This is a genomic window from Falsiroseomonas sp. E2-1-a4 (assembly GCF_051433165.1).
Taxonomy (GTDB): Bacteria; Pseudomonadota; Alphaproteobacteria; order Acetobacterales; family Acetobacteraceae; genus Falsiroseomonas.
On sequence record NZ_JBHMFS010000002.1, the window covers coordinates 217997 to 244453 of the forward strand.

The following is a 26457-nucleotide window of genomic DNA, read 5'->3' on the forward strand; positions in this document are numbered from 1 at the left end:
AGCCGCGCCGGGACTTACCCGGCGTAATTTTACCTTGATGCAATAACACCTCACGCCTAAGTCACCGGCGTGAGCGAAGCACCGGCAGATCCCCGCGCGACCCCGATCGAGATCATCCGTCGGCGTGTGCGCCTGGCCTACAACGCGGCGGCTGCGCGGGCCTGGACCCGTCTGCCGAGGGTTTCGGAGGATGGGCTGAACGCCATCTCCTTCCTGTTCCCGGTAGGCGAGGCGTTCTTCTGCCGCTCTGTCGCGCATTACCGGGGGCGGATCACCGACCCGGCGCTGCGCGAGGCGGCGGACCAGTTCATTCACCAGGAGGCCAATCACTCCCGCGAACACGCCCGGTCCAACGCGGCGCTGCGGGAGGCGAATGTGCTGGGAGCGGAGCTGGAATCCGTAGCCCGCATCCTGCTCGGCATCGCCAAGACCATCTGGCCCCGCGCAACCCAGCTTTCCATCACCTGCGCGCTGGAACACTTCACCGCCATCCTGGCGTCGCGCCTGCTGAGCAAGCGGCTGCTCTACAAGGACGGCACCGACCCGGCCTTCGCCAATCTCTGGCTGTGGCACGCGGCGGAGGAGATCGAGCACAAGGCGGTGTGCTTCGATGTGTACGAACACATCTTCGGCCGCGGCTTCTGGGCCTGGATGCACCGGATCTTCGGCATGGTCCTCGTGACCCTCACGGGCGCGATCGGGCTGCTGATCGCATTCTCGGTCGTGCGGGTGAAGCTGTTCTTCCGGCCGCGCCGTGCGGCGAAGGCGACCGGGGCGGGCGCGGCACCCTCCGGCCCCAGCCTCCGCAACCTGTTCGGCAGCCTGCCGATCAGCACCTATACCGCCTATTTCCGCCGCGATTTTCATCCCTGGGACGAGGATGACCGGGCTCTGCTGGAAGCCTGGAAGCGGGAACATCCCGGCTTCGGGCTGCCGGACCACCACCACACGGCGGCGGCCTAGAACGCTGCCTCAGACACGGTCGAAGCGTAGCAGGCTGTAGCGCAGCAAGCCGCGCCGCCCCACCCAATCCAGCATCCCCAACCCGCTGCGCGCCAGGTTTTGGCCGAAGCCGCGCTTGGTGCCGCGGGCCAGCATCCGGCCGAGGAAGGCGTAGGTCGGCAAGGTGTGGCGCGTGATGTCGCGCAGCGTGGTCACCGGCAGGCCCGCCTGCGCCGCCATGCGGCGATAGCCGGCGGCCGAGCAGGTGACATCGCAGGCACCGAACAGGTTCAGCCGCTCCAGCACCGGCCAGCGGGCCATGCGCGCCATCGGCACCCAGGCGCTGGCAGGCACGAAATCCGAGATCACCAGCGCCCCACCGGGCCGCAGCACCCGCCGCACCTCGGCGAGGAAGGCGGCGCGGGAGGGGAAGTGGAAGATGCACTCCACCGCCAGAACGCGGTCGAAGCTGGCATCGGCGAAAGGCAGGGTGCAGGCATCGCCGGCGACGAAGCGCAGGCTACTGCCGGGGCGTGGCTCGGACAATTGCCGGGCGCGCTGCAACTGCCGTGGGTCGATGTTCAACCCGGTCAGGTCCAGCAGCTCCACCCTGTCCTGAAGGCAGGCCAGGGTGCCGCCGAAGCCGCAACCGGCATCCAGCACCCGCATCCCGGGCGTGATGTCGGCCAGGTCCAGCAATTCCAGGCTCAGGCGTTCGGCGGCCTGGGCGTAATCCTCCGGCCGGTCGGGCTGGGCGCTGGCGGGGTCGGGCCAGTAGCCCCAGTGGATGTGGCGGCCGAAGCTCTGCTCCAGCGCCGTATTGCCGCGGGCGAGCTGGGCCAGGAGCTGGTCGATATAGGGCAGGCTCACTGACGCCCGGACCCGATCTGCCACATGCGAATGCTGCCTCCCTGCCTGGCCATCTGTGCGATACTACGCAAACCCACGCCGGGTGCGAAACCAGCGGGCGCTTGCGGCCACTGAATCGGCCTTGCAAGCCCCGGCACCCTTCCGCAAAGGCCCGGAATTGCCTAATCCACAACCTGCGGGGCCTCGCTACGCCCGGCCCTGAATGAGGATTCCGCGTTGAGCGACACGTCACCCCCGCCCGGCGACCCGAACGGGACGCAAGGCCCGCCCGAAGGGCCAAACGGGCCGCACAGCGCCGCAGGCGGCCCCAGTGAATACGCACCGATCGGACTCGAGGAGGAGATGCGCCGCTCCTACCTCGATTATGCCATGTCGGTCATCGTCTCCCGCGCCCTGCCGGATGCGCGGGACGGGCTAAAGCCCGTGCATCGCCGCATTCTGTTCAGCATGAACGAGAACGGCTTCGCGCCGGACAAGCCGCACCGGAAGTCCGCCCGCGTGGTCGGTGACGTGATGGGTAAGTACCACCCGCATGGCGACAGTTCGATCTATGACGCGCTGGTGCGGATGGCGCAGCCCTTCGCGATGCGGGTGCCGCTGATCGACGGCCAGGGCAATTTCGGCTCGATGGACGGCGATCCGGCGGCGGCCATGCGCTACACGGAAGCCCGCCTGGCCCGTTCCGCGACGGCGCTGCTGGAGGGCATCGACGAGGACACCGTCGATTTCCAGGCCAATTACGACGAATCGGCCAGCGAGCCGCGGGTGCTGCCGGCCGCCTTCCCGAACCTGCTGGTGAACGGCGCCGGCGGCATCGCCGTCGGCATGGCGACCAACATTCCGCCGCATAATCCGGGGGAGGTGATCGACGCCACCCTGGCGATGATCGCCGACCCCGCCATCAGCCTGGAAGAGCTGATGAAGATCATGCCCGGCCCGGATTTTCCGACCGGCGGCTTGATCCTCGGCCGCTCCGGCAATCGCAGCGCCTTCGAGACGGGCCGGGGCTCCATCCCGCTGCGCGCCCGCGCGACGATCGAGGATATGCGCGGCGGCCGGTCCATGATCGTGGTCACGGAGATTCCGTACCAGGTCAACAAATCCACGCTGATCGAGAAGATCGCGGAGCTGGTGCGCGCCAAGGCGATCGAGGGCATCTCCGACCTGCGCGACGAATCGGATCGCGACGGGCTGCGGATCGTCGTCGAGCTGAAGAAGGATGCGACGCCGGAGGTGGTGCTGAACCACCTGTACCGCTTCACCCAGTTGCAGACCTCCTTCCCCGTCAATTTCGTGGCGCTGGATGAGGGCCGGCCGCGGCAGATGGCGCTGCGCGATGCGCTGATGGCCTTCATCAAGTTCCGCGAGGAGGTGATCCTCCGCCGGTCGCGCTTCCGCCTGGCCAAGGCGCGGGAACGCGGCCACCAGTTGATCGGCCTGGCCATCGCGGTGGCGAATATCGACGCCGTCATCGCGCTGATCCGCGCCGCGCCGGATGCGGCGACGGCGCGCGCGCAGTTGATGGCGCGGGACTGGCCGGCGGCCGATGTGGCGCCGCTGCTCGCCCTGGTCGATGACGAGCGCAACACGCTGGCCGATGACGGCACGGTGCGGCTGACCGAGGACCAGGCCCGCGGCATCCTGGAGCTGCGCCTGCAGCGCCTGACCGGGCTGGAGCGGGAGAAGATCAACGCCGAGCTGAACGACGTGGCCGGCACCATCACCTACCTGCTCGACATCCTGTCCTCCCGCCCCCGGCGGCTGGAGCTGATGGGGCAGGAGCTGGTGGCGGTGCGTGCGCTGATCGCCGTGCCGCGGATGACCGAGATCCTCGATGGCGTCGCAGACCAGGACGATGAGAGCCTGATCGAGCCGGGCACCATGGTGGTGACGCTGACGCGCGATGGCTACGTCAAGCGCACCGGCCTCGACGTGTTCCGCAGCCAGCATCGCGGCGGCCGTGGCCGCAGCGGGGCGGCGACGCGGGAGGATGACATCGTCCTCCGCAGCTTCGTCGCGCACACCCATCAATGGGTGCTGTTCTTCACCTCCCGCGGCATCGCCTTCCGGGAGAAGATCTGGCAGTTGCCGGAAGGCGGCGCGACCGGTCGCGGCCGCAGCCTGCGCCAGGTGCTGCAATTGCAGGATGGCGAGCAGGTGACTGCGGTGCTGCCGCTGCCGCAGGATGAATCGCTGTGGGAGAACCTGCACCTGGTCTTCGCCACCGCGCAGGGCAATGTCCGCCGCAACAAGCTGTCCGACTTCAAGAATGTCCGTGCCGTTGGCCTGATCGCGATGAAGCTGGATGAGGGCGACAGCCTGATCGGCGTTGCCACCTGCCGCGAGGGTGACGACGTGATGCTGGCGACCCGCAATGGCCGCTGCATCCGCTTCCAAGCGGAGACGGATACGCTGCGCGTCTTTGCAGGCCGCGATTCCAGCGGCGTGCGCGGCATCCGCCTGCTGAATGGCGATACGGTGATCTCGCTTGCGGTACTGCGCCATGTGGAGGGCACGCCGGCCGAGTTCCGGGCCTATCTGCGCGCGGCCGCCCAGCGGCGCCGCCAGAATGGCGAGGCGGATGCGGAAGCGGAGAACGAGTCCGTCGCGGCGGATGAGGCCGAGGAGGGCGTCGAGGTCGTCACCCTGACGCCGGAGCGTGAGGCAGAGCTCGCCGAGGCCGAGCAGTTCATCCTGGCGGTCACGGAAAAGGGCTTCGGCAAGCGCAGCTCGGCCTTTGAATACCGCCTCGCCGGTCGTGGCGGGCAGGGCATCCGCGCCATCGGCTTCGATCCCAAGTGGCGCACGGGGCGGGAGGTGGTGGCCACCTTCACCGTGCAGACGGGCGATGACCTGCTGCTGGTGACGGATGGCGGCAAGCTGATCCGCACCCCGGCCGACCAGGTCCGCATCACCGGCCGCAGCGCCATGGGCGTGCGAATCGCGCGGCCGGATGCGGAGGAGCGGGTGACGTCCTGCTTCCCCGTGGTGGATGACGAGGCGCCGGCACAGGCCGGCGTGGATGGAGCCGCCGCCGAGACCGGCGCGGTCGGCATGACGGAGCCCGGCAGTGACGTCTGAGAAACGCATCGGCGTCTATCCCGGCACCTTCGACCCGGTGACCAACGGCCATCTGGACGTCATCGCCCGCGCCGCGCGGTTGGTGGATCGGCTGGTGGTCGGCGTCGCCATCAATTCCGGCAAGGGCCCGCTGTTTTCGCTCGATGAGCGGGTCGAACTGGTGAAGGCGGAGACCGACACCATCTCCGCGCAGGCGGGGTCGGAGATCATCGTGGTGCCCTTCACCGGGCTGCTGGTGGAATTCGCCCGCCAGTCCCAGGCGCGGATGATCATCCGCGGCCTGCGGGCCGTGTCCGACTTCGACTATGAGTTCCAGATGGCCGGCATGAATCACCGCCTGGCACCGGATGTGGAAACCGTGTTCCTGATGGCGAGCGAAACGAACCAGTTCATCTCCTCGCGCTTTGTGAAGGAGGTCGCGACCCTGGGTGGCGACGTCACCTCCTTCGTCCCGAAGCTGACGCTGGAGCGCACGCTGGTGCGCGTGCGAAACCGCAAGGAAGCCGCTGAATGACCGTTCCAACCCTGCTCCGTCGCAGCCTGCTGGGTGCTGGCCTGGCCGCGCCGATTCTGGCCGTGCGCCCGGTTTTTGCCCAGACTCAGACCGCGCCCCAGACGGACCCCGAGAACACGCTATTCCTGGAACTGAAGGATGGCCGCGTCACCATCCAGCTTCTGCCGGAGCTCGCGCCGCGCCATGTCGAGCGGATCAAGCTGCTGACCCGCCGCGGATTCTACGACAACACGCCCTTCCATCGCGTGATCGAGGGTTTCATGGCGCAGGGTGGCGACCCCACCGGCACCGGCACCGGCGGGTCCGACCTGCCGAACCTGCCGGCGGAATTCACGCCGCCCGGCCGTGCCCGCTTCCTGCGCGGCACCTGTGGCATGGCGCGTACCAGCGCGCCGAACACCGCCAACAGCCAGTTCTTCATCATGTTCGCGCCGGCGCCCAACCTGGACGGCCAATACACCATCTGGGGCCGCGTCGTGGCGGGGATGGAGGCGGTGGACAAGATCAAGCGCGGGCAGGGGCCCTCCGGCATGGTGCCGCAGCCGCCTGACCGCATCCGCGCCATGCGCGTCGCCGCCGACGCGCGCTGACGGGCCGGATCAAGAATGACCTCTCGGAAGGACCAAGACAGATGAGCGCCTCCCTCGCGCCGGAAAACACGCTGCTGCTGGAGTTGGACAGCGGCGTGGTGACCATCGAATTGCTGCCCGAACTGGCGCCGCAGCATGTGGAGCGCATCAAGGCGCTCACCACCGCCGGCTTCTATGACGGCACGCCGTTCCACCGCGTGATCGACGGCTTCATGGCCCAGGGCGGCGACCCGACCGGCACCGGCACCGGTGGCTCCGAGCACCCGGACCTGCCGGCCGAGTTCAGCCCGCCGGCCAAGGCGAAGTTCGCCCGCGGTGTCTGTGGCATGGCGCGCACCAACAACCCGAACAGTGCCAACAGCCAGTTCTTCATCATGTTCGCGCCAGCACCGAGCCTCGATGGCCAGTACACCATCTGGGGCCGCGTCGTGGACGGCATGGATCTGGTGGACAAGATCAAGCGCGGCCAGGGCCCGAACGGCATTTCGCGGGAACCGGATCGCGTGAAGTCCATGCGCGTCGGCACCGCTGCCGCCGCCAGCCCGGCCGAGGGGGTTGACAGCACCCCCGCTGCCGACGCCTAACACGCACCTTGCGCGCCCCCGTTTCGGGGCGCGCACCCCCCGAGCCCGTAGCTCAGCCGGTAGAGCACGTGACTTTTAATCATGGGGTCGTGGGTTCGAGTCCCACCGGGCTCACCAGACATGCCGCCGCTTCCAGGAACCCAGCTTGGCGCTGGCGGCCCTCCTGGCGCCAGGCGGCGATCGCCGCGGGCATCGCCCTGCTGGCCAGTCAGTCTCTCCGACGCAGCGCGCCAGCAACCGTCCGGCTTATCAGTCACTGGTGCATGGTCGACGGCATCGCGATGCATGCGCTGGTTTCTGCGGAACCTGATGCTGGGCGCATGCCGGTGGTGCTGGTTCATGGCCTCGGCATGTCGAGCCGCTACATGGCTCCGCTGGCGGCATGCCTCGCCCGCGACGTTCCGGTCTTTGCGCCCGATCTGCCGGGCTTCGGCCGCAGCAGCGACCCTCCGCGGGCACTGACGGTCCCCGGCATGGCGGCAGCGCTGGCGGGCTGGATGGATGCCATGCGGATCGGACGGGCCACGCTGGTCGGCAATTCGCTCGGCTGCGAGGTACTGGTCGAACTCGGCCTGCAGCGCCCGGATCTCGTGGAAAGGCTGGTCCTGCAAGGGCCGACACCGGATCCGGAACACGCCTCGCCGCTGCGGCAGATCTCCCTGTTCCTGCTGACATCGTTGTTCGAGCGGCCATCGATCGCCCGGGTGGCCCTGGTAGACTACCTGCGCGCCGGGGTGTGGCGCTATGCCCGGACCTTTCGCCACATGACCCGCTATCGCATGGCGGCGGGCCTGCCGCAGATTGCGGTGCCGGCGCTGGTCGTGGTCGGCGCGCGGGACTACCTGGTGCCGCGCGCCTGGGCGGAGCGGATGACGCGGCTGCTGCCACAGGCGCGCCTCGTCACGGTGCCACGTGCGGCGCATGGCATGAACTATTCGCACCCGCGGGAGATGCGGGACGCCATCCTGCCATTCCTGCGGGCGCCGCCGGGGGCTACCCGCCCGTATCGGTCTCGATCCGCCCCTGGCGCTGCAGCGCGCGGGCCGTAAGCCAGACCAGCAGCGCCCAGCCAGCGCCAACCGTCCAGCCGGCCAGCACATCCGTTGGCCAGTGTACGCCCAGATAGACACGGCTGATCCCGACCAGCATCGTCAACAGCACGGCGGCACTGAGCACGAAGATCTTCACCCGCAGGTCCGGCTCCACACGTGCCAGCAGCGCGCCGAGGGTCAGGTAGACCACGGCTGCCATCATGGAGTGCCCGCTCGGGAAACTGGCCGTCGCGACGTAGGAGCCATGCGGCACCAGGTCAGGGCGCGGGCGCTCGAACACCGCCTTCAACACGGTGCTGACCAGGATGCCGCTGCCCACCGCGGCCAGAAGCAACGCGGCAGCGTGCCACAGCCGCCGCAGCGCCATGAACACGGTCACGGCGAGGATCAGCAGCACCAGCACGGCCACGCCGCCAAGCGCGGTGACGTCCCGGCCCATCTCCTCGAGCCATCCCGGCCCGAGCGGGTCCGCCGGATCGGCAGAGGACCGCAATGCCAGGAGCAGGGCGCGGTCGGTTTCCACCGTCTTGCCGTCAAAGACGGCATCGCTCAGCTCGATGAAGCCCCAGGTGGCGCTGGCCAGAAGCAGCAGCAGCGTGACGGTGCCAAGTTCCAGTCGCTCACCGACCGAGGACAACGAAGCGCTGAATCGGTGCCACAGATGCAGGTGGAGCGGAGCTCTGGCTGTCATGCGTCCCACCAAGCGCAACACGACGCCGGCGGCGAAGGCTGCGGGCCGCCGGCTGGCGCAGAAGATAGCTGGCCGCGACCCGGGTGGTTGTGCCCAAGTCACGGCCAGCGAAGACAAGTTCCGCTAAGTGACCTTCTTGTAAACCGTGAGTCCCAGGACAAACAGGATCACGGCGATGATGATCGCCAGCCAGAACAGAATCTTGGCGATTTCGATGAACGCGCCGCCGAGGCCGCCGAAGCCCAGCACCGCCAGCACGAGTCCCACGACGGCAAGTATGATGGCCCATTTGATCATCGGAGTTTCCTTCACGTGACAGGAAGCAACAGAACGACTGATGCGCGCTGAAGTTCAGCCACAATCGTTCAGCCAATTCCGGAAATTCAACGGGGTGCCCCCGCCAGGTTGTTCGGGTCCAGCCCCATGGCGGAGGCGGTTACTGGCGTAAGCTGCCCCGTGACCTGCAGCGACCGGCTCTGCTGGAAGCGCTCGATCGCCGTCTGCGTTGCGGGGCCCCAGATGCCGTCGACGCCGCCCTCGTAGAAGCCCAGCGATCGCAGCCGGGTCTGCACGTTCCGCACAACCTGCTCGCTCAGCACCTCGGTCGTGGCGGGAGGTGCTGAATGGGCTGGGAGCAGTTCCGCCGGGTTCACACCCAGTGTGGCGGCGGTGGCGGGGTTCATCTCACCTGTCGCCTGCAGGCCGCGCCCCTGCTGGAAGGTCTCGAGCGCGGTGCGGCTGGCCGGACCCCAGATGCCGTCCGCCGCGCCAGTATAGGCGCCGGCACGCCGCAGCGCCTCCTGCACCTTGACGACCGCGTCGCGTTCCAGCGGTTGGGCGTAGGTGAGGGGCTGGGCGGGCTGCGCGAGGCTATGGGCCGGCGTCAGCGCAAGCTGCGTGCCGAGCGCCAGGCTGAATGCAAGTCCGGAGAGCTTCATGGCGGTCGCCCCAATTGTTCCGCGGCATGAACACCGCGGAACGCCAGGGGTTCACCGCCAGGGGCGGGGATCAGGCGACCGGCTGCACTTCCGTGTAGGGCAGGCGCTTGACCCGATCCATGTTCACACCCTCGATCCGCAGCAGCCGGGTGGGGCCGTCGCGGCGCGGTGCGTGCAGCACGCCCGGCTCATACAGATGCGCGTCACCCGGGCGCAGCGTGTAGTCGCGGGTGCGGACCGCCTTGCCGGATTTCAGGCCATCCGGCCGCGCCAAGCAGTCGAAGTCGCTCATCACCGTCTCACCGGCCGCCTGGCCGTAGATCGCCCAGGACGGGCCGTGGTCATGCGGGCCGCTGGATTTGGCGTCGGTGTAGGCATGTGCGAGGACGGTGAAGCCGAGCTCCGGGTCCTCATACAGCACGTGACGCTCCGGCGTTCCCTCCGGGATGTTGGCGGCGACGAAGCCGGAATCCTTCAGCGCCTCTCGCACCAGAGCGCAGACCTTTTCCCGCCCCGCCGGGCCAGGATGATCCGCCAGCGCGGATTTGCATTGCGCGGTGAAGTCGTTGAGCGTCAGAGCCATGTCGCGGCCTCCCTGTTGACGAGGAGAATCTTCTCCCGCCCCGCATCGCTGTCAATCGCCGCGTGCCGATTGCATGCGTGCCAGCCGGTCCTGCGCCGCCGGTGGGGACAGCAGTGAAACACTGACCGCCAGCGCGTCGCCCAGCAGCAGCGGCGCGAGGCGGGACAGCCGGGCCGCAAGTGGCTCCGCCACATCCGGCGCCGGGCAGGGCAGCAGCAGCGTCGCGGCGGCGGCGAGGGGCGTATCGGGCGGGGCGAGGGCAATGACCGTGGCACCCGATCCGGCCGCCAGCCTCGCCAGTGCCACCAGCGCCGCCGCACGTCCGGTGCCGCACAGGCAGATCGCCACCGCATCACCATCCATCGTCGCCGCGGCCATGGCCTGCATCTGCGGATCGTGCCGCGCCACCACGCCGCGACACAGGCCGAACAGGCTGAAGGCAATGTCCTGCGCCAGGGCGGCCGAGGCGCCACAGCCCCAGATCTCGACCCGCGCCGCGCGCAGCAGGGCCAGCGCGGCGCGTTCGATTGCCGTGCGGTCCAGGCCGACCCGCAGCGCCGCCAGCACCGCCTCGGCTCCATCCAGCACGCCATCCGCCACGAGCGGCATCGGCATGTCGGGTGTGATCGCATGGCGGACCGGACCGGCCGCGCCCTCTCCGCGCGCCAGCGCCAGGCGGAGATCCGCGAAGCCTTTCAGGCCGAGGCTGCGGCAGAATCGGATGACGGTGGGCTCGGAGACGCCGGCACTGCGGGCCAGGCCGGCCAGATTCGCGCCCATGGCGCCATCTGGGTCCGCGGCGACCCGCTCCGCCACCTTGCGCTCGGCCGGGCTGAGCCGGTCGAGGATCTGGGCGATTCGGTCGCGCATTGGTCCTCCGCCAAAGGCTGCGCTGCTACAGCCTGGGGGCGGGGGGCGGCAAGGCTTTGGGGCCGACCCTTTGGGTCTGGTTCAGCCGGCGCGGGTCATCGCCTCCGCCGTCTGCTGCAGGCGCAGCGCGGCGTCGCGGGCGAGCGCGGTGTCCTCGGCCGCCTCGTGCAGCCGCTCCTTCAGCGCCTGGGCGCTGTCGCCAAGACCGTTCACGGCGCTGCCCAGCGCGGCCAGCTCGGCCCGGAACAGGCCGATCGCGTCCCGCTGCTCGGCCAGGGCGGCATCGAGGTTCCGCAGCGCCACGCGCAGGCGGCGCTCGTTGGAGTTGGGGAAGGTCACGATGTCGCCGGAGGCGAGGGTGTCGGTTTCAAGCATGGAGTGCCTCCGGTCCGCGAAAGTGTTGACGGGAGCTTAACAAGTCCATTTCTTGAGACAAGAGAAATAATTCGTTAACGAATTTCACCTGGCCGCGAGGGCAGCCACCGCCAGGCATCCCGCCGCGCCCACCGAAAGCACCCACCGCAACCGCAGGTAGCCCACCGGCACCAGGCCGGCCCGTGCCGCCAGCGACTCCGCGGCCGCCGTCACCAGCATGGCGGCCGCCAGCAGTGCCAGGCCCGGCCGCAGCGGCAGAAGCAGCGCCACCCAGCCGACGAGCTGCGGCACCACGCCCAGCAGGAAACGGCCGGGGCCGGGCGCCGGTGCGGCGAGCGCCAGGCCCCAATGCACCGCGCCGAGGAAGGCCAGGATGGTGGCGCCATAGGCGGCCAGCGCCCACCCACCCCAGGGCAGCCCGGCCAGGCCGGCGCCCGCCAGGCCGAGAAAGGGCAACAGCCCGGCCAGGCCGAGCCAGAAGGCGGGAATGGGAAGCCCGGGAATCATCTGCTGCATCCTCCGCATCTCGGCGCGTTTGGCCCCAGGGGAAGCCCCAGGGGACGTCCCAGGGGAAGCCCCGCAGGTTTCATCCCGGCGCACCGGGCGCTAAAGCCCAGGCCGAACCGCCTTGAGGCACCGCGCAACATGGCCACCAGTCTCGAAATCCTGCTGATCCTGCTGCTGGTGGTGGTGAATGGCGTCTTCGCGATGAGCGAGCTTGCCATCGTCTCCTCGCGCCGCACCCGCCTCGCCGCCCTGCTGCGCCGTGGCCATCCGGGGGCTGTCGCGGCGCAGGCGCTGGCCGATAACCCGCAGCAATTCCTGCCCACCGTTCAGGTGGGCATCACCATGGTGGGCATCCTGGCCGGCGCCTTCGGTGGCGCGCGGCTGTCTCAGACCCTGGGCGAGTGGCTTTCCGGGGTGCCGGCGATCGGCGCGTTGGGGCCGCAGATCGCCTTCGCCCTGGTGGTGGTGGCCATCACCTATCTTAGCCTGATCCTGGGCGAACTGGTGCCGAAGCAGATCGCGCTGCGCAACCCGGAGCGGGTGGCGGTTGTGGTCTCCCGCCCCCTGGCCTGGCTGGCGCGGGCGACGGCGCCGGTCATCTGGCTGCTCTCCACCTCCTCCGCCTTCGTACTGCGGCTGTTCGGCAAGCATGACGTCAGCGCCAACCAGGTGACGGAGGAGGAGGTGAAGGCCGTGGTGGCCGAGGGTGCCACCTCCGGCGCCATCGAGCGTGAGGAACGCCAGATGATCGAGCGGGTGCTACGCTTGGCGGACAAGCCGGTGCGGGCGCTGATGACGCCACGCAACGAGCTGGAATGGCTGGACCGCACCGCCCCGGCCGAGGATGTGGTGGCCCGCCTGCGCGCCTCCTCCGTCACCCGCTTCGTAGTGGCGGATGGGCGGGTGGACAATGTGGTGGGGGTGGTCGCGGCGAAGGACCTGCTGGACCAGATACTGGAGGGCGCGCCGATGTCGGTGGCCCGCGCCATGCGCCAGGCCCGCGTGCTGCCGGACACGCTCTCGGCGCTGGATGCGCTGGAACGGCTGCGCGGCGACCCGATCGGCATGGCGCTGGTGATGGATGAGTATGGCAGCTTCGAGGGGGTGGTCACCGCCTCCGACCTGCTGGAGGCGATCGTGGGTGAACTCGGCACCCCGCATCATGATTCCAGCCACCCGGCTGTGGTGCGCCACGATGGCAGCCTGCTGCTGGAGGGGATGATGCCGTCGGACGAGTTGAAAGCCCGCCTGGAATTGCCGGATCTGCCCCAGGAAGGCACCTATCACACGGTGGCCGGCCTGATGCTGGCGCTGCTGCAGCGCGTGCCGAAGGAGGGGGACCGCATTTCCTGGGCCGGCTGGCGCTTCGAGGTGGTGGATATGGATGGCCGCCGCGTCGACAAGGTGCTGGCGGCGAAGGAGGAATTGCCGTCGTTTTGAGCCATCAAGTGCCGGGCGCGGCCTCCGGCCGCTTGGCTCGCCGCATTGGCGGCGGCGCCCTTTCGGGCGCTCGCCCGCCTTTGGCGGGCGCAGGGTGCGCGTTACCTTTGCGGGGGGTCTAGCTGCCGCTCAAGCGCCGCCCGCTCGCCCGCCTATTGGCGGGCGCAGGTCGCGCCGCTACTTCCCGTTGGCATGCGCCTTGGCGATCGGCGCGATGAATTGCGGCTCCGTGTCCCAGGGGAACAGGATCCAGGTGTCCTGGGACACTTCGGTGATGAAGGTATCCACGGTCGGGTTGCCGGCGGGCTTGGCATAGACGGTGGCGAAATGCGCCTTGGGCAGCATGGCGCGTACCAGCCGGGCCGTAGTGCCGGTATCCACCAGATCGTCGATCAGCAGCCAGCCGTCGCCGCCCGACTCCAGCGCCGCGGCGGGGGGCTTCACCACCTGCGGTTCACCACGGTGTTCCTCGTCATAGGTGACGACGGATACGGTCTCGATCAGCCGGCAGTCGAGTTCGCGGGCAATGATCGCGGCCGGGATCAACCCGCCGCGGGTGATGGCGACCATGCCTTTCCACGGGCCACGTTCCACTAGCCGCCAGGCCAGGGCCTTGGCGTCGCGGTGCAACTGGTCCCAGGTCACCGTGTAGTAGCGCGGCGCCATCGTCGTCTTTCCTGTGGGCAGAGTTTCGTCAGAACAGCTTGCCGCCATTGAGGACCTTGTGGTCCGGCGTCAGAACAGCTTGCCGCCGTCCGGGACCTTCAGGTCCGGCTTCAGCAGCACCACGGCCCCGTTCTCATCCGGTACGCCGAGCACCAGAACCTCGCTGTCGAAGTCTGCGATGCGGCGGGGCGGGAAATTGACCACCGCCATCACCTGGCGGCCGATCAGCCGGTCCGTCGTGTAGTGGACGGTGAGCTGGGCGGAGGATTTCTTCACCCCCAGCGCGCCACCGAAATCCACCCAGAGCTGGATGGAGGGCTTGCGGGCTTCCGGGAAGGGCTGCGCGTCGATGATCGTGCCGACGCGGATATCGACCTTCTCGAAATCGTCGAAGGAGATGGGGTCCATGGCTATCCCTAGCCTGTGTGGTGGAAGGGGGGAAGGGCGCAGGCGCCACCCTTGCACGATCCGGGCGTCCGGCGCATGGGCTTGAAGCGTCCCTGTCCAAGGAGGTCCCAAGAATGTTGCCCAACACCCCCAGCTTCCGCCTGGATGGGCTGCGCGCCCTGGTCACCGGCGCCAGCAAGGGCATCGGCCGCGCCGGCGCCGTGGCGCTGGCGGCCGCAGGGGCGGAGGTGGTGCTGGCCGCCCGCAGCCTGGATGAGCTGGAGGAGACGGCGACCGCACTGAGTGAGGCCGGCCACGCCGCCCGCGCCGCGCAGCTCGATGTGACGGACCGGGTGGCGGTCCGCGCGCTGGTGGAAGCTTCCGGGCCCTTCGACATCCTGCTGAACAATGCCGGGACCAATATCCGCGAGCCGTTCCTGGAGGTGCCCGACGAATCGGTGGACCGGCTGCTGGACCTGAACATCCGCGCCATGTTCACCGTGGCGCAGGCGGTGGCGAAGGGCATGGCAGAGCAGGGCAGGGGTGGTGCCATCATCAACCTGTCCTCGGTCAACGGCCATGTCGCCGGCGCCAACCGCACCGTCTACACGGCGACCAAGCACGCCATCGAGGGTCTGACCAAGGCGATGGCCTTCGAGCTCGGCCCGAAGGGCATCCGCGTGAACGCGGTGGCGCCGGGCTTCGTCGAGACGCCGCTGACCCGGGCCTTCCTGGCGGATGAGAAGGTCCGCACCAGCCAGACCCGTCGCATGCCGCTGGGGCGGATCATGACGGTGGAGGACATCATGGGCGCCATCGTCTTCCTGGCCAGCCCCGCCAGCGCCATGGTCACCGGCACCAGCCTGGTGATCGATGGCGGATTCCTCACGCAGTAGCCGACAAGTCGCAGCGCGGTCGGCTTGCCGGTCGGGCAGGGCGGCGTCACAACCCGTGTCGACAGTTTGCCAGAAGGTAGTTCCAGCATGAAGCGCGACTTCCACGCCCCCGGCCGCAGCGCCGTCTATGCCGCCAACGGCATGGCCGCCACCTCCATGCCGCAGGCGACGCTTGCGGCGCTGGATATCCTCCGGGCGGGCGGCAATGCGCTGGATGCGGCGATCGCGGCGGTTGCCGTGCTGGGCGTGGTGGAGCCGCAATCCACCGGCATCGGCGGTGACTGTTTTTGTCTGTACGCCCCGGCGGGCAAGGGCCAGGTGATCGCGCTCAACGGCTCCGGCCGTGCACCCATGGGTGCGACGCCGGAGGCACTGCGTGCCGCAGGCCTGACCGCGATGATGCCGACCTCCGCCCATTCGGTGACCGTGCCAGGCGCGATTTCGGCCTGGGCGCTGTTGAACAAGACGCATGGCCGCAAGGGGCTGGATGAGCTGCTGGCGCCGGCGATCCGCTATGCGGAGGAGGGCTTCTTCGTCTCCGGCCGCGTGGCCTCGGACTGGGAAAGCTCCGCCGGCAAGCTGGCGAAGCACGCCGGCGCGGCGAAGTATTTCCTGAAGGATGGCGCCGCGCCGAAGCTCGGCGACAAGTTCAGCAACCCGGCGCTGGGCGCCACCATGCGCGCCATCGGCAAGCATGGCGCCAAGGCCTTCTATGAGGGCGATATCGCCGCCGACATGGTGGCAACCCTGCGCGCCGCCGGCGGCACCCATACCGAAGCCGATTTCGCCCGCGGCGCCAGCGTCGCCGAATTCGTGGACCCGATCAGCCGCGCCTGGCGCGGGATGGAGGTGTTCCAGTGCCCGCCGAACGGCAGCGGCCTGCTGGTGCTGATGATCCTCGGCATGATCGAAAAGCTCGGCACGGTGGAACAAGGCCCGTTCAGCCCCGAGCGCCTGCACCGCCACATCGAGGCTGCGCGCCTGGCCTACCGGGACCGCGACGCCTTCCTGGCCGACCCGTCCCAGGTCGAGGTGCCTTTGGCGAAGCTGCTGTCCGAGGGCTACATCACCGACCTGGCCAAGCTGATCACCGACGGCAAGGCGATGGCCGAGCTGCCGGAGGCCGGTCAGGCCGATTGGCAGAAGCACAAGGATACGGTGTACCTCACCGTGGTGGACAAGGACGGCAACGCCTGTTCCTTCATCAACTCGCTGTTCGAGGGCTTCGGCTCCGGCATCTTCGCGGAAAAGTCGGGCGTCATGCTGCAGAATCGCGGCTACGGCTTCCGCCTGCAGGAAGGCCACCCGAATTGCATCGCTCCCGACAAGCGGCCGATGCACACCATCATCCCCGGCATGGTGATGAAGAATGGTGAGGCGATCATGCCCTATGGCGTGATGGGCGGGCATTACCAGCCGATGGGCCAGACCCTGTTCCTGGCCAACCACTTCGAATACGGCCTGGACGTGCAGGAAGCGCTCGATGCGCCGCGGCTGTTCCCCTACCAGGGCAAGGTGCAGGTGGAGCGTGGCATTCCGCCCGGCGTGATCGACCGGCTGAACCGCCTCGGCCATGACTGCACGCTGGTCGACAAGCCGCATGGCGGCGGCCAGGCGATCCTGATCGACCGGGAGCGCGGCTGTCTGGTCGGCGGCTCCGACCCGCGCAAGGATGGCTGCGCCCTTGGCTACTGAGCGCGATGACTTGAGGCGGATCGCCGAAAAGTCTGAATCGCGCGATCCAGCATAGGCTGGTTCGAGATGCGTGCGCGGAAGCGAACGCATCACGGCCCAGACCGGCCCACAGAAGGACTTCGCCGCATGACCGAACCCTGCGATCTCACCGCCGTCGAGGCGCGCCGCCTGATCGGCACGAAGAAGCTGTCCCCGGTGGAACTGCTGGAAAGCTGCCTCGGCCGCATCGCCGCGGTGAACCATGCGGTGAACGCCGTGGTGGCGCTGGATGAGGATCGCGCGCGCAAGGCGGCGAAGCAGGCGGAGGCCGATGTGATGGCCGGCGCGAAGCTGGGCCCGCTGCACGGCCTGCCGATCGGCATCAAGGATCTGGAGGAGGTGGAGGGGCTGCTCACCACCTGGGGCAGCCCGATCTTCGCCAACCATATCCCGACGCGGGACGAAGCGATGGTGACGAACATCCGCCGCGCGGGTGCCATCGTCACGGCCAAGACCAACACGCCGGAATTTGGCGCCGGCGCCAATACGCGCAACATTGTCCATGGCGCCACGGGCAACGCCTTCGACCCGACGCGCTCCGCCGCCGGGTCCTCCGGCGGGTCCGCGGTGGCGCTGGCCTGCGGCATGTTCCCGATCTGCTCGGGCAGCGATACCGGCGGGTCCTTGCGCAATCCGGCCGCGTTCAACGGCATCGTCGGCTACCGGCCCTCGCCGGGCCTGGTGCCGGCGGAACGGCGCGGGCATGGCTGGTCGGCACTGCCGGTGCTCGGTCCGATGGCACGCACCGCGACGGATGCGGCGCTGCTGCTGTCCGCCATGGCGGATGACGATGCGCTGGACCCGCTGGCCTACACCCTTCCGGGCCGCCGGGTGCGCGGCGGCGACCGGGATCTGTTCCCGCCGATGGCGGTGGACCTCGGCAGCCTGCGCGTGGCGGCGACGCCCGATTTCGGCATTTCGCCGACCGAGCAACACATCCGCCGTGTCTTTGCCAGCCGCGTCGCCGCGCTGACCCCGCTATTCGGCCGGGTCGAGGAAGCCACCCCCGATTGCCGCGGCACGGATGAGGCCTTCGAGGTGCTGCGCGCGGCCAGCTTCCTCTCGGCCCATGCTGAGAAGGTGCGGACGCGGCCGCAGGATTGCGGGCCCAACATCATCGCCAATGTCGAGGAAGGGCTGCGCTATTCGCTGGCGGATTATTCCCGCGCGGCCAGCGACCAGACCCGTATCTATCGCGGCTGGCAGAGCTTCTTCCAGAACCACGACATCATCATCAGCCCGGCCATCACCATCAGCCCGCGCCCCTGGACGGAGCTGTACCCGGCCCAGATCGACAACCAGCCGACCCGCACCTACTTTCACTGGCTGTCGCTGGCCTATGCGGTGACGCTTGTGGGCCACCCGGCGATCAGCCTGCCGCTCGGCGTGGATGAGGCCGGCATGCCCTTCGGCCTGCAGATTGTGGGGCCGCGCGGTGGCGATGCGCTGGTCATGGCCGTCGCGGCCGCGATCGAAGCGGCGGTGGCGGGCGATGCCAGCCTGGCCCGCCCGGTGCCGAATATCGCGGCGCTGAAGGCGGCACCGCCGATTTCCGGCATGCCGCAGTTCAAGACCTGGGCTTGAGCCGCTACCAGCTGCGATAGCCCCGGTCGTATCCGCGGCTGTAGCCCCGATCGTAACCGCGGTTGTAGCCCCGGCCGTAATACGGCCGGGAATGCCCATAGGAAGGCTGGCGATAATGGCTGCGCTGGCGATGGCTGTTGTCATTCGCCGAGGCGATGGCCGCCACGCCCAGCGCCGCACCGGCGCCGAGCGCCAGGGACGCCGGCACGTTCACCGTGCCGTCAGGGTTCTGGCAGGCGCCCAGCAGCAGGGTGGCGACAAGGGCAAGGGCAGGGACGACGCGCATGATGTGTTCCTCCGACGCCTTGAAAGATGGGGGGAGCCTACGGCACCCCAAGGGCGGGTTTGTGTCCGCGCCGCGGCGGTTGTTGCAGTATGTTTCAGCCCCAGCCGCCGGAGGCGGGCGTTAGGCTTCAATCGCCGGAAGCTGCGTTGATCAGCCCTTGCCGCCCGAAAAGGCGTTGAAGGTCTGCAGCGTGTAGGTGTCCTTCACCCCCGGCACGCTCTGCACCCGTTCCACCACGAACAGCCCGATATCCTGGTCTGTCTCCAGATAGAACTTGCCCAGCAGGTCGTACTGCCCGCTGGTGGAGTGCATCTCGGAAAGCTCCGGGATGCCGTCCGCCATCTCTCGCGCCACGCGATAGGCTTGGCCCATCTCGCATTTCACCATGACGAAGATGGCTCGCATATCCGCTACTCCTGCCTCGAAGGCGCGCAGATTGGCGCGGCGGCGGCGCGGCGGGAAGGGGCTGGCGCATCGGGCGGTGCCCTGTCTGCGGGGCATGAAGCTTGCATGGCGATTGCTGTGGCGCTGGCGTGACCCACCTTGCATAATTCCGGGTCCAAGGTCATCTGCTCGCCCCGCGAGACTTGCCCGATGTCTTGGCCTGCAACTGGTGACGAACAGTAACGGTGCCTTCCCCGGCGCGTGCCGCCGGGCCAGAACAACGCTGTCAGAACTGGTGTCGAATGCGAACATCCACCCAGCTTGCCGTCATGGCCCTCATCATCGGGGTTGGCGCGGCCTGGCACGTCTTCGGTGAACAGGTAGGCCTGCCCCGCCCACTGGCGCTGGTCGGGCTGGAGGCGGCCGCGCCCACGGCCCAGCAGCGCGGCGGGCCGGGTGGGCCTGTCGGCGTCGCCGTCGCGCCGGTCCGCACCGGGCCGGTGGTGGACCGCACCGAATCGGTTGGCACCGTCCGCGCCCGCAACGCCGTGGCGATCACCGCCAAGGTGTCCGGCATCGTCACCAATATCCGCTTCGTGGAAGGCCAGATGGTCGCCGCCGGCGACCAGCTGGTGGACATGGAAGCCGCCGCCCTGCGTGCCGAACTCGACCAGGCCCGCGCCCAGCATGACGATGCCCGCAGCCAGGCGCAGCGCGCCCGGCAGCTGCAGGCCGGCCAGTCCATCGCCGCGCAGCGGCTGGAAACCCTCGAAGCCCAGGCCCGCCAGGCGGAAGGCCGCGTCCGCGCCACCGCGGCGCGGCTGGAGGAGTTGCGCATCGCCGCGCCTTTTCCCGGCCGCGTCGGCCTGCGCCAGGTCAGTGTCGGCGCGCTGGTGCAGCCGGGCACGGTGGTGACCACGCTGGACGACATCGCCCGCGTGCGGGTGGAATTCTCGGTGCCGGAGGTCTTCCTGGCCCGCGTCCAGCCAGGCAGCCAGGTCACCGCCCGCAGCGCCGCCTTCGGCGACCGCCGCTTCACCGGCACCGTCGCCGTCGTCGACACGCGCATCGACACCAACACCCGCACGGTCCGCGTCATCAGCGAATTCGACAATGCGGATGAGGCGCTGAAGCCCGGCCTGTTCATGACGGTGGAGCTGGTGCTCGCCACCCGCGCCAACGCGCTGCTGATCCCGGAGGAAGCGATCGACCCATTGGGCGACCGCAGTTTCGTCTACGCCATCCGCGACAACCGGGCGAAGCGCCTCGAAATTCGCCTGGGCCAGCGGCTGCGTGGGGAGGTGGAGGTGCTCTCGGGCCTGGACGCGGGCGATGTCGTGGTGGTGCGCGGCATCCAGCGGCTGCGCAACGACGCGCCGGTGCGCGTGACCGAGACGATGACCCGCCCGACTTCCTGACGCCGGCGGCAATGAAGATTTAGCCCAGGGAAGCCGCGCGATGGTGCTCTCGGACGTCTCGATCAAGCGACCTGTCTTCGCGATGGTCATCAGCCTGATGCTCATCGTGCTGGGCATTGCCGCGCTGATGAAGCTGCCGATCCGGGAATACCCCGCGATCGACCCGCCGGTGGTCTCCATCACCACCACCTATCTCGGCGCCTCCGCCGGCGTGGTCGATACCCAGATCACCGAGATCATCGAGGCTGCGGTGGCCGGGATCGAGGGCATCAAGGTGATGACCTCCAATTCCCGCGATGAGCGCAGCCAGGTCACCATCGAGTTCCAGCTTTCCCGGAACGTGGACGCCGCCTCCAACGATGTGCGCGACCGCGTGGCCCGCGCGCTGGCCCGCCTGCCGGACCAGGCGGATACGCCGGTGGTACAGAAGGTGGATGGCGATGCGCGGCCCATCCTGTGGGTGGCGCTCGTCTCCGACCAGCTTTCGGGCATGGAGCTGACCGAGATCGCCCGCCGCCGCTTCGCCGACCAGCTCGCCATTGTCGAAGGCGTGGCGCAGGTGCTGGTGCTGGGGGAGCGCAAGCCCTCCATGCGCGTCTGGCTCGACCGCCAGGCCCTCGCCGCCCGTGGCCTGACGGTGCAGGACGTGGAGGACGCGATCCGCCGCGAGAATATCGAGCTGCCGGGCGGCCGCATCGAGGGCACGGCGCGGGAGCTGACGGTCCGCACCGACACCCGGATCAGCGAGCCGGCGCAGTTCCGCCAAGTGGTTCTGGCGCGGTCCGCCGGCGGTCAGGTGCTGCTGGGCGATGTGGCGCGGATCGAGGTGGCGCCGGAGGACACGCGCGGCGGCTACCGCATCAACGGCAAGCCCGGCATCGGCCTTGGCATCCTGCGGCAATCCACCGCCAACACGCTCTCGGTCGCGGATGGCGTGAAGGCGGAGGTGGAGCGCATCCGCGCCACCGTGCCGGATGGGGTGGATGTTGTCATCGGCTACGACGAAAGCACCTTCATCGCCCAGTCGATCTATGAGGTGCAGCATGCGCTGATGATCGCGCTGATCTTCGTGGTCGTCGTGATCTTCTTCTTCCTGCGGTCCTGGCGCGCCACCATCATCCCGGCAGTGGCGATCCCGGTCTCCATCATCGCCTCCTTCATCGCCCTGTCGGCGCTGGGCTTCTCGCTCAACGTGCTGACGCTGCTGGGGCTGGTGCTGGCGATCGGCCTCGTGGTGGACGACGCCATCGTGGTGCTGGAGAACATCCACCGCCGGATCGAGGACGGTGAGGCGCCGCTGCTCGCCTCGCTCCGCGGCGCGCGGGAGATCGCCTTCGCGGTGATCGCGACCACGCTGGTGCTGATCGCGGTCTTCGTGCCGCTGTCCTTCATGGGCGGCAATACCGGCCGGCTGTTCACCGAATTCGGCTTCGCGCTGGCGGCCTCCGTGCTGTTCTCCGGCCTCATCGCGCTGACACTGACGCCGATGATGTGCTCCAAGCTGCTGCGCGCGCATGAGGGTGAAAGCCGCCTGGTGCGCTGGACCGAGCCTTTCTTCCTCGGCATGAACTGGGTGCTGCGCACCACGCTGCGCCGGGCGCTGGCCGCGCCGATCCTGACCATGGGCGGCGTCGCGGCGCTGAGCGGGCTGGCGGTGGTGCTGTTCTTGGTCCTGCCCAAGGAATTCGCGCCGACCGAGGATCGCGGCGTCATCATCATCCCGACCACCGGGCCGGAGGGTGCCTCCTTCGCCTACACCACCGAACATGTGCAGCGGGTGGAGCGGGTGCTGCAACCCTTCGTGGAAAGCGGCGAGATCGCATCCCTGTTCGCGACCGTCGGCGGTTTCCAGCGACCGGCGCAGGCGAATGTGGCGAATATCTTCATGCGCCTGGCGCCCTGGAGCCAGCGGGACCGCAAGCAGCAGGCGCTTGCGGCGGAGATCATGCCGGGGCTGCTGGCGATTCCGGGTGTACGCGCCTTCGCGCTGAACCCGCCCTCGCTCGGCCAGCGCGGCTTCCAGCCGCCCGTGCAGTTCGTCATCGGTGGCAACAGCTACGATACGCTGGTGCAGTGGCGCGACGCCTTCCTGGCGCGGGCGCGGGAGAATCCGCGGCTGCTGAACCTGGACAGCAATTTCCGCGAGACCAAGCCCGAGATCCGCGTCGAGATCGACCGCCGCAAGGCCGCCGAGCTCGGCGTCTCGATCCAGGCCATGGGCCGCACCATCGAGACGATGCTCGGCTCCCGCCAGGTCGGCACCTATGTCCAGGGCGGGCAGGAATACGTGATCCTGCTGCAGGCGCGGGAGGAAGACCGGGCCAGCCCCTACGACCTGCAGAACATCTTCGTCCGCACCAGCAATGGCGGGCAGCTCGGCCTGATCGGCGGCGCCGGTTCCGCCCAGGGCGGGCTGGTGCCGCTCTCCAACGTCGTCACGCTGTCCGAACGCGCGCGACCGCAATCCCTGGCGCGCGAGGACCGGGTGCGCGCCATCACCATCAGCGCCTCGCTCGCCCCCGGCTACACGCTGGGCGAGGCGCTGGGCTTCATGGAACAGGTGGCGCGGGAAGTGCTGCCGCCGGAAGCGCGAATCAGCTATCGCGGCCAGAGCCTGGAATTCAAGGAAAGCTCCGGCGCGCTGTATGTGACCTTCGCGTTGGCCCTGCTGGTGGTGTTCCTGGTTCTGGCGGCGCAGTTCGAGAGCTTCATCCACCCCCTGATCATCCTGATGTCGACGCCTTTGGCCGTCACGGGTGGCCTGCTGGCGCTGCATTTCACGGGGCTGTCGCTCAACATCTTCAGCCAGATCGGGTTGGTGCTGCTGATCGGGCTGATGGCGAAGAACGGCATCCTGGTGGTGGAATTCGCCAACCAGCTCCGCGACCGTGGCCTTTCCGTGCATGACGCGGTGCTGGAGGCCTCCGTCACCCGGCTGCGGCCGATCCTGATGACCTCCATTGCCACGGCCTTCGGCGCGTTGCCGCTGGCGATGGCGACGGGGGCGGGGGCTGAGAGCCGCCAGGCGCTGGGCGTGGTGATCGTCGGCGGGGTGACCTTCTCCACCTTCCTCACGCTCTATGCCGTGCCGGCGCTGTATCTGCTGCTGGCGCCCTTCACCAAGCCGATCGGCGCCATTGCCCAGAAGCTGTCGGAGCTGGAGAACCAGCGGCCGGTGCATCACCCCGCTCCCGCGGAGTGACCGGCCCGACCCCGCTTTGGGCCGGCGGAGTAGGCGCGGGCGGCATCCCGCGCTAAATCCCCGGCAGCAATCACGGGAGAGTCCGGCATGGCGCATGCGGCAGCACAGAAATCCACGGGCATCGAGGCCCGCACCGGCGGGCAGCTTCTGGCCGATGCGCTGGTTGCCAATGGCGCGACGCATGTCTTCGCCGTGCCGGGCGAAAGCTACCTCGATCTGCTGGATGGCCTGTACAACCAGCGCAACCGCATCGAGCTGGTGACCTGCCGCTTCGAGGCCGGCGCCGTGCATATGGCCGAAGCCCATGGCAAGCTGACCGGCAAGGCCGGCGTCGCCATCGTCACCCGCGGCCCCGGCGCCTGCCATGCCGCCATCGGCGTCCATGTCGCCTTCCAGGACAGCACCCCGCTGGTGCTGCTGGTCGGCCAGATTCCCATGAACGAGACGGATCGCGAGACCTTCCAGGAAGTGGATTACCGCCGCTTCTTCGGCCCCATCGCCAAATGGGTTACGCAGATCGACGAGGCGGCGCGCATCCCCGAGCTGATGGCGCACGCCTTCGACGTCGCGACCAGCGGCCGCCCCGGCCCCGTGGTGGTGGCATTGTCCGAAGAAATGCAGAAGCACCTGGCCAGCGTGCCGGATATCGGCCCGGGCGCCGTGATGCCGGCCCATCCGGCCCCCGCGGCGCTCGACCGGATGATGGATATGCTGGGCCGCGCGGAGCGCCCGCTGGCGATCCTCGGCGGCAGCGGTTGGACCGCCGAGGGCCGCGCCGCCATCCGCGACTTCCTGGTCGGCAACGACATTCCCGTGGCGGTGTCCTTCCGCCGCATGGGCCTGTTCGATGGCACCTCTGCCCATTATGCGGGCGATCTCGGCGTCGGCGCCGATGCCGGGCTGGTGGCGAAGGCACGCGAATCCGACCTGATTCTGGCCTTCGGCACCCGCCTGGGTGAGCCGGTGAGCCAGGGCTACACGCTGTTCGACTTCGCCGGGCGCCAGCCGATCATCCAGGTGCACCAGGACCAGGCCGAGATCGGCCGGGTGCATCGCGTGGCGCTGGGCATCACCGCCGATGTCAACGCCTTTGCCGCCGCCGCCGCCGCCCTGCCGCGCATCGCCCAGCCGCGCTGGGGCGCCTGGCGCAAGGATGTGCGCGCGGCGCGGGAGGCTCAGGCCAAGCCGCCGAGCTATGACGGCCCGCTGAACCTGGCCGTCGCCCTGCAGGAACTGGAGAAGGTGCTGCCGGCGGATATCATCTACACCTCGGACGCCGGCAATTTCGCCACCTGGCCGAACCGCTTCATGCATGTGCGGGAGGGCCAGGATTTCCTCGGCCCGACCAATGGCGCGATGGGCTACGGCATTCCCGCCGCCATCGGTGCGGCCATCACGCATCCGGACCGAACGGTGGTCTGCTTCGTCGGCGATGGCGGTGCGCTGATGACGGGGCAGGAGATGGCGACCTGCTTCCACCATGGCGTGGCGCCGATCATCCTGGTGTTCAACAACGGCATGTACGGCACCATCCGCATGTACCAGGAGCGCACCTATCCGGGCCGCGTCTCCGGCACCAAGCTGACCAACCCGGACTTCTCCCGCTTCATCGAGGCCTTCGGCGGCCATGGCGAGGTGGTGGAGACGACCGATGAGCTCGTGCCCGCCTTCCAGCGCGCCAAGGCGAGCGGCAAGGCGGCGATCATCGAGATCCGCACGAACCCGGAACAGGTGACCAACCGCGCCACCATCGCGCAGCTTCGGGCGCAGGCCACCAAGGCCTGACGCCCGAAACCGGTCTGCCGCCTATTCCGGCTGCAGCCCGGTTGAGCGCACCAGTTCCTGCCACAGGCTGCGCTGCGCCCGCATCAGCGCCGCGAATTCCGCCGGCGTGCTGGGGTAGGGCGCGTTGCCGTTGGCGGCCAGGCGCTCGATCATCGCCGGCTTCTTCAGGCCTTCGTTGATGGCGGCGTTCATGCGCGCCACGATCGGCTCCGGAATGCCCTTCGGACCCATCACGGCGGAGAAGCTGGGCAGGTCGTAATTCGGCACGCCCTGTTCCTGCACGGTCGGGTATTCGGGGGCCAACGGCCAGCGCGTCGCGTTGGTCACCGCCAGCGCCCGCACCTGGCCGGCGCGGACGGTGCCGATGACGCCGGAATAGCTGTCGAACACCAGCTGGATGTTGCCGGCGATGAGGTCCGCCAGGGCCGGCGCCGCGCCGCGATAGGGCACATGCGTCAGCTCCGTCCCCGTGCGCTGCATGAACAGCACGCCGAGCATGTGGTTGGCGCCACCGGCACCGGCGGAGCCGTAGTTCAGCTTGCCCGGATTGGCCTTCGCATAGGCCACCAGTTCCTGGATGTTCCGCACCGGCAGGCCCGGATGCACGCAGACCATGGCCGTGCCGGTGGCGAAGCTGGCGATGGAGGTGAAATCATCCACCCCCTCATAGCCCGGCGTCTTGAACAGCAGCGGCGCGCCGAGGTGGGAAGACGGGCTGGCCATCATCACCGTGTAGCCATCCGGCGCCGATTGCGCGACATGCGCCGTGCCGATGGTGCCGCCGGCGCCGGAGCGGTTTTCCACCACCACCTGCACGCCGAGCCCTTCGGTCAGCGCCTGCGCCTGCAGGCGCCCGGAGATGTCGCTGGCGCCGCCAGGCGGGTAGGGAACCACCAATCGGATCTGGCGCGAGGGCCAAGGTGCCTGGGCGAGTGCAGGCGTGGCGAGCAACCCTGCCGCGATGGCGGGCAGGTGACGACGGCGGATCATCGGGCGGACTCCGGAACGGCATGGAACTGGTCAATTCAATGCAAGAACGAGGCCGACCGCAAGCGTTAACGCCCGCCGTCATGGCCCG

Annotated in this window: 26 protein-coding genes and 1 tRNA gene; 14 read left to right on the top strand and 13 right to left on the bottom strand. The window is 68.8% G+C overall.

Translation table 11 applies throughout. The annotated features are described in order from the left end of the window. Window positions 1–69: 69 nt before the first annotated feature. Entirely contained in the window at window positions 70–963 is an 894-nt protein-coding gene (locus ACFHNC_RS03770) for a metal-dependent hydrolase (RefSeq protein ID WP_437167875.1), read from the top strand. Window positions 964–972: 9 nt separating this feature from the next. Here the strand turns inward: ACFHNC_RS03770 and ACFHNC_RS03775 are convergent, their stop codons facing one another. Further along, window positions 973–1836, bottom strand: coding sequence for a class I SAM-dependent methyltransferase (locus ACFHNC_RS03775; RefSeq protein WP_437167876.1), 864 nt, complete (start codon window positions 1834–1836; stop codon window positions 973–975). A 300-nt stretch (window positions 1837–2136) separates the two neighbouring features. Here ACFHNC_RS03775 and gyrA point away from each other — a divergent pair, with 300 nt between their 5' ends. The 6 genes from gyrA to ACFHNC_RS03805 all read left to right on the top strand — a co-directional run bounded on the left by gyrA (window position 2137) and on the right by ACFHNC_RS03805 (window position 7630). After that, complete coding sequence (gyrA, locus tag ACFHNC_RS03780) at window positions 2137–4893, top strand: DNA gyrase subunit A (RefSeq protein ID WP_437167973.1); 2757 nt, start codon at window positions 2137–2139, stop codon at window positions 4891–4893. Beyond that, the gene (gene coaD, locus ACFHNC_RS03785; protein ID WP_437167877.1) at window positions 4883–5407 is read left to right on the top strand and encodes a pantetheine-phosphate adenylyltransferase; all 525 of its coding nucleotides are present in this window, start codon (window positions 4883–4885) and stop codon (window positions 5405–5407) included. Before gyrA ends, coaD begins: the two co-directional genes overlap by 11 nt. Then, window positions 5404–5997 carry a peptidylprolyl isomerase gene (locus tag ACFHNC_RS03790; RefSeq protein WP_437167878.1) on the top strand — a complete coding sequence of 198 codons (594 nt, stop codon included), beginning with the start codon at window positions 5404–5406 and terminating at the stop codon, window positions 5995–5997. Before coaD ends, ACFHNC_RS03790 begins: the two co-directional genes overlap by 4 nt. Before the next feature lie 41 nt (window positions 5998–6038). Continuing rightward, a complete protein-coding gene (locus tag ACFHNC_RS03795) occupies window positions 6039–6581 on the top strand; it encodes a peptidylprolyl isomerase (protein WP_437167879.1) in 543 nt (180 codons plus the stop codon). A gap of 41 nt (window positions 6582–6622) precedes the next feature. Then, a tRNA-Lys gene (locus ACFHNC_RS03800) sits at window positions 6623–6698 on the top strand. Window positions 6699–6844: 146 nt separating this feature from the next. Then, entirely contained in the window at window positions 6845–7630 is a 786-nt protein-coding gene (locus tag ACFHNC_RS03805; protein WP_437167880.1) for an alpha/beta fold hydrolase, read from the top strand. Here the strand turns inward: ACFHNC_RS03805 and ACFHNC_RS03810 are convergent. From ACFHNC_RS03810 to ACFHNC_RS03840, 7 genes are all read right to left on the bottom strand, one after another. Then, on the bottom strand, window positions 7575–8324 hold the full coding sequence (locus tag ACFHNC_RS03810) for a phosphatase PAP2 family protein (protein WP_437167881.1): 750 nt from the start codon (window positions 8322–8324) through the stop codon (window positions 7575–7577). The two genes, ACFHNC_RS03805 and ACFHNC_RS03810, sit on opposite strands and share 56 nt — an antisense overlap. Before the next feature lie 123 nt (window positions 8325–8447). Then, window positions 8448–8621 carry a DUF1328 family protein gene (locus ACFHNC_RS03815; protein ID WP_437167882.1) on the bottom strand — a complete coding sequence of 58 codons (174 nt, stop codon included), beginning with the start codon at window positions 8619–8621 and terminating at the stop codon, window positions 8448–8450. An 86-nt stretch (window positions 8622–8707) separates the two neighbouring features. Beyond that, a complete protein-coding gene (locus ACFHNC_RS03820; protein WP_437167883.1) occupies window positions 8708–9262 on the bottom strand; it encodes a peptidoglycan-binding domain-containing protein in 555 nt (184 codons plus the stop codon). Between the two features lie 70 nt (window positions 9263–9332). Beyond that, entirely contained in the window at window positions 9333–9845 is a 513-nt protein-coding gene (locus ACFHNC_RS03825; protein WP_437167884.1) for a hypothetical protein, read from the bottom strand. Between the two features lie 51 nt (window positions 9846–9896). Then, window positions 9897–10715: a MurR/RpiR family transcriptional regulator gene (locus ACFHNC_RS03830; protein WP_437167885.1), complete on the bottom strand. Its 819-nt coding sequence runs from the start codon at window positions 10713–10715 to the stop codon at window positions 9897–9899. A gap of 81 nt (window positions 10716–10796) precedes the next feature. After that, window positions 10797–11090: a hypothetical protein gene (locus ACFHNC_RS03835; RefSeq protein WP_437167886.1), complete on the bottom strand. Its 294-nt coding sequence runs from the start codon at window positions 11088–11090 to the stop codon at window positions 10797–10799. A gap of 84 nt (window positions 11091–11174) precedes the next feature. Continuing rightward, the gene (locus ACFHNC_RS03840) at window positions 11175–11597 is read right to left on the bottom strand and encodes a DUF3429 domain-containing protein (RefSeq protein ID WP_437167887.1); all 423 of its coding nucleotides are present in this window, start codon (window positions 11595–11597) and stop codon (window positions 11175–11177) included. 138 nt (window positions 11598–11735) lie between these two features. On the opposite strand from ACFHNC_RS03840, the gene ACFHNC_RS03845 reads away from it, so the two are divergent. Then, the gene (locus ACFHNC_RS03845) at window positions 11736–13037 is read left to right on the top strand and encodes a hemolysin family protein (protein WP_437167888.1); all 1302 of its coding nucleotides are present in this window, start codon (window positions 11736–11738) and stop codon (window positions 13035–13037) included. A 177-nt stretch (window positions 13038–13214) separates the two neighbouring features. Here the strand turns inward: ACFHNC_RS03845 and gpt are convergent, their stop codons facing one another. Together gpt and ACFHNC_RS03855 are read right to left on the bottom strand one after the other, a co-directional pair. After that, window positions 13215–13703 carry a xanthine phosphoribosyltransferase gene (gpt, locus tag ACFHNC_RS03850; protein ID WP_437167889.1) on the bottom strand — a complete coding sequence of 163 codons (489 nt, stop codon included), beginning with the start codon at window positions 13701–13703 and terminating at the stop codon, window positions 13215–13217. 69 nt (window positions 13704–13772) lie between these two features. Continuing rightward, window positions 13773–14111: a tRNA-binding protein gene (locus tag ACFHNC_RS03855; RefSeq protein WP_437167890.1), complete on the bottom strand. Its 339-nt coding sequence runs from the start codon at window positions 14109–14111 to the stop codon at window positions 13773–13775. 113 nt (window positions 14112–14224) lie between these two features. Between ACFHNC_RS03855 and ACFHNC_RS03860 the strand changes: the two genes are divergently transcribed. From ACFHNC_RS03860 to ACFHNC_RS03870, 3 genes are all read left to right on the top strand, one after another. Next, the gene (locus ACFHNC_RS03860; RefSeq protein ID WP_437167891.1) at window positions 14225–14986 is read left to right on the top strand and encodes an SDR family NAD(P)-dependent oxidoreductase; all 762 of its coding nucleotides are present in this window, start codon (window positions 14225–14227) and stop codon (window positions 14984–14986) included. An 87-nt stretch (window positions 14987–15073) separates the two neighbouring features. Beyond that, window positions 15074–16681, top strand: coding sequence for a gamma-glutamyltransferase (ggt, locus tag ACFHNC_RS03865; RefSeq protein WP_437167892.1), 1608 nt, complete (start codon window positions 15074–15076; stop codon window positions 16679–16681). Between the two features lie 126 nt (window positions 16682–16807). Next, a complete protein-coding gene (locus ACFHNC_RS03870) occupies window positions 16808–18304 on the top strand; it encodes an amidase (RefSeq protein ID WP_437167893.1) in 1497 nt (498 codons plus the stop codon). Window positions 18305–18308: 4 nt separating this feature from the next. On the opposite strand, the gene ACFHNC_RS03875 is transcribed toward ACFHNC_RS03870, so the two are convergent. Beyond that, window positions 18309–18590 (bottom strand): hypothetical protein, encoded by a 282-nt coding sequence (locus ACFHNC_RS03875; protein WP_437167894.1) that lies wholly within the window; start codon window positions 18588–18590, stop codon window positions 18309–18311. A 150-nt stretch (window positions 18591–18740) separates the two neighbouring features. Continuing rightward, a complete protein-coding gene (locus ACFHNC_RS03880) occupies window positions 18741–19091 on the bottom strand; it encodes an Lrp/AsnC ligand binding domain-containing protein (RefSeq protein WP_437167895.1) in 351 nt (116 codons plus the stop codon). A 185-nt stretch (window positions 19092–19276) separates the two neighbouring features. Here ACFHNC_RS03880 and ACFHNC_RS03885 point away from each other — a divergent pair, with 185 nt between their 5' ends. From ACFHNC_RS03885 to ACFHNC_RS03895, 3 genes are all read left to right on the top strand, one after another. Further along, a complete protein-coding gene (locus ACFHNC_RS03885) occupies window positions 19277–20392 on the top strand; it encodes an efflux RND transporter periplasmic adaptor subunit (protein WP_437167896.1) in 1116 nt (371 codons plus the stop codon). A 40-nt stretch (window positions 20393–20432) separates the two neighbouring features. Further along, on the top strand, window positions 20433–23594 hold the full coding sequence (locus tag ACFHNC_RS03890) for an efflux RND transporter permease subunit (protein WP_437167897.1): 3162 nt from the start codon (window positions 20433–20435) through the stop codon (window positions 23592–23594). 87 nt (window positions 23595–23681) lie between these two features. Next, window positions 23682–25379, top strand: a complete 1698-nt coding sequence (locus ACFHNC_RS03895) for a thiamine pyrophosphate-dependent enzyme (RefSeq protein WP_437167898.1) — start codon at window positions 23682–23684, stop codon at window positions 25377–25379. Between the two features lie 21 nt (window positions 25380–25400). Here ACFHNC_RS03895 and ACFHNC_RS03900 read toward each other — a convergent pair whose 3' ends face one another. Further along, complete coding sequence (locus tag ACFHNC_RS03900) at window positions 25401–26369, bottom strand: Bug family tripartite tricarboxylate transporter substrate binding protein (RefSeq protein ID WP_437167899.1); 969 nt, start codon at window positions 26367–26369, stop codon at window positions 25401–25403. Window positions 26370–26457: the final 88 nt, after the last annotated feature.

What these genes read in the sequence shown, in the direction of transcription:
- ACFHNC_RS03795 (WP_437167879.1), top strand. Translation starts at nt 6,039, where the DNA reads ATGAGCGCCTCCCTCGCGCCGGAAAACACGCTGCTGCTGGAGTTGGAC.
- ACFHNC_RS03875 (WP_437167894.1), bottom strand. Translation starts at nt 18,590, where the DNA reads ATGCGCGTCGTCCCTGCCCTTGCCCTTGTCGCCACCCTGCTGCTGGGC.
- ggt (WP_437167892.1), top strand. Translation starts at nt 15,074, where the DNA reads ATGAAGCGCGACTTCCACGCCCCCGGCCGCAGCGCCGTCTATGCCGCC.
- ACFHNC_RS03880 (WP_437167895.1), bottom strand. Translation starts at nt 19,091, where the DNA reads ATGCCCCGCAGACAGGGCACCGCCCGATGCGCCAGCCCCTTCCCGCCG.
- ACFHNC_RS03860 (WP_437167891.1), top strand. Translation starts at nt 14,225, where the DNA reads ATGTTGCCCAACACCCCCAGCTTCCGCCTGGATGGGCTGCGCGCCCTG.
- ACFHNC_RS03790 (WP_437167878.1), top strand. Translation starts at nt 5,404, where the DNA reads ATGACCGTTCCAACCCTGCTCCGTCGCAGCCTGCTGGGTGCTGGCCTG.
- ACFHNC_RS03805 (WP_437167880.1), top strand. Translation starts at nt 6,845, where the DNA reads ATGGTCGACGGCATCGCGATGCATGCGCTGGTTTCTGCGGAACCTGAT.
- ACFHNC_RS03840 (WP_437167887.1), bottom strand. Translation starts at nt 11,597, where the DNA reads ATGATTCCCGGGCTTCCCATTCCCGCCTTCTGGCTCGGCCTGGCCGGG.
- ACFHNC_RS03845 (WP_437167888.1), top strand. Translation starts at nt 11,736, where the DNA reads ATGGCCACCAGTCTCGAAATCCTGCTGATCCTGCTGCTGGTGGTGGTG.
- ACFHNC_RS03890 (WP_437167897.1), top strand. Translation starts at nt 20,433, where the DNA reads ATGGTGCTCTCGGACGTCTCGATCAAGCGACCTGTCTTCGCGATGGTC.
- ACFHNC_RS03830 (WP_437167885.1), bottom strand. Translation starts at nt 10,715, where the DNA reads ATGCGCGACCGAATCGCCCAGATCCTCGACCGGCTCAGCCCGGCCGAG.
- ACFHNC_RS03895 (WP_437167898.1), top strand. Translation starts at nt 23,682, where the DNA reads ATGGCGCATGCGGCAGCACAGAAATCCACGGGCATCGAGGCCCGCACC.
- ACFHNC_RS03855 (WP_437167890.1), bottom strand. Translation starts at nt 14,111, where the DNA reads ATGGACCCCATCTCCTTCGACGATTTCGAGAAGGTCGATATCCGCGTC.
- gpt (WP_437167889.1), bottom strand. Translation starts at nt 13,703, where the DNA reads ATGGCGCCGCGCTACTACACGGTGACCTGGGACCAGTTGCACCGCGAC.
- ACFHNC_RS03885 (WP_437167896.1), top strand. Translation starts at nt 19,277, where the DNA reads ATGCGAACATCCACCCAGCTTGCCGTCATGGCCCTCATCATCGGGGTT.
- ACFHNC_RS03820 (WP_437167883.1), bottom strand. Translation starts at nt 9,262, where the DNA reads ATGAAGCTCTCCGGACTTGCATTCAGCCTGGCGCTCGGCACGCAGCTT.
- ACFHNC_RS03825 (WP_437167884.1), bottom strand. Translation starts at nt 9,845, where the DNA reads ATGGCTCTGACGCTCAACGACTTCACCGCGCAATGCAAATCCGCGCTG.
- ACFHNC_RS03900 (WP_437167899.1), bottom strand. Translation starts at nt 26,369, where the DNA reads ATGATCCGCCGTCGTCACCTGCCCGCCATCGCGGCAGGGTTGCTCGCC.
- ACFHNC_RS03835 (WP_437167886.1), bottom strand. Translation starts at nt 11,090, where the DNA reads ATGCTTGAAACCGACACCCTCGCCTCCGGCGACATCGTGACCTTCCCC.
- ACFHNC_RS03870 (WP_437167893.1), top strand. Translation starts at nt 16,808, where the DNA reads ATGACCGAACCCTGCGATCTCACCGCCGTCGAGGCGCGCCGCCTGATC.
- ACFHNC_RS03815 (WP_437167882.1), bottom strand. Translation starts at nt 8,621, where the DNA reads ATGATCAAATGGGCCATCATACTTGCCGTCGTGGGACTCGTGCTGGCG.
- ACFHNC_RS03810 (WP_437167881.1), bottom strand. Translation starts at nt 8,324, where the DNA reads ATGACAGCCAGAGCTCCGCTCCACCTGCATCTGTGGCACCGATTCAGC.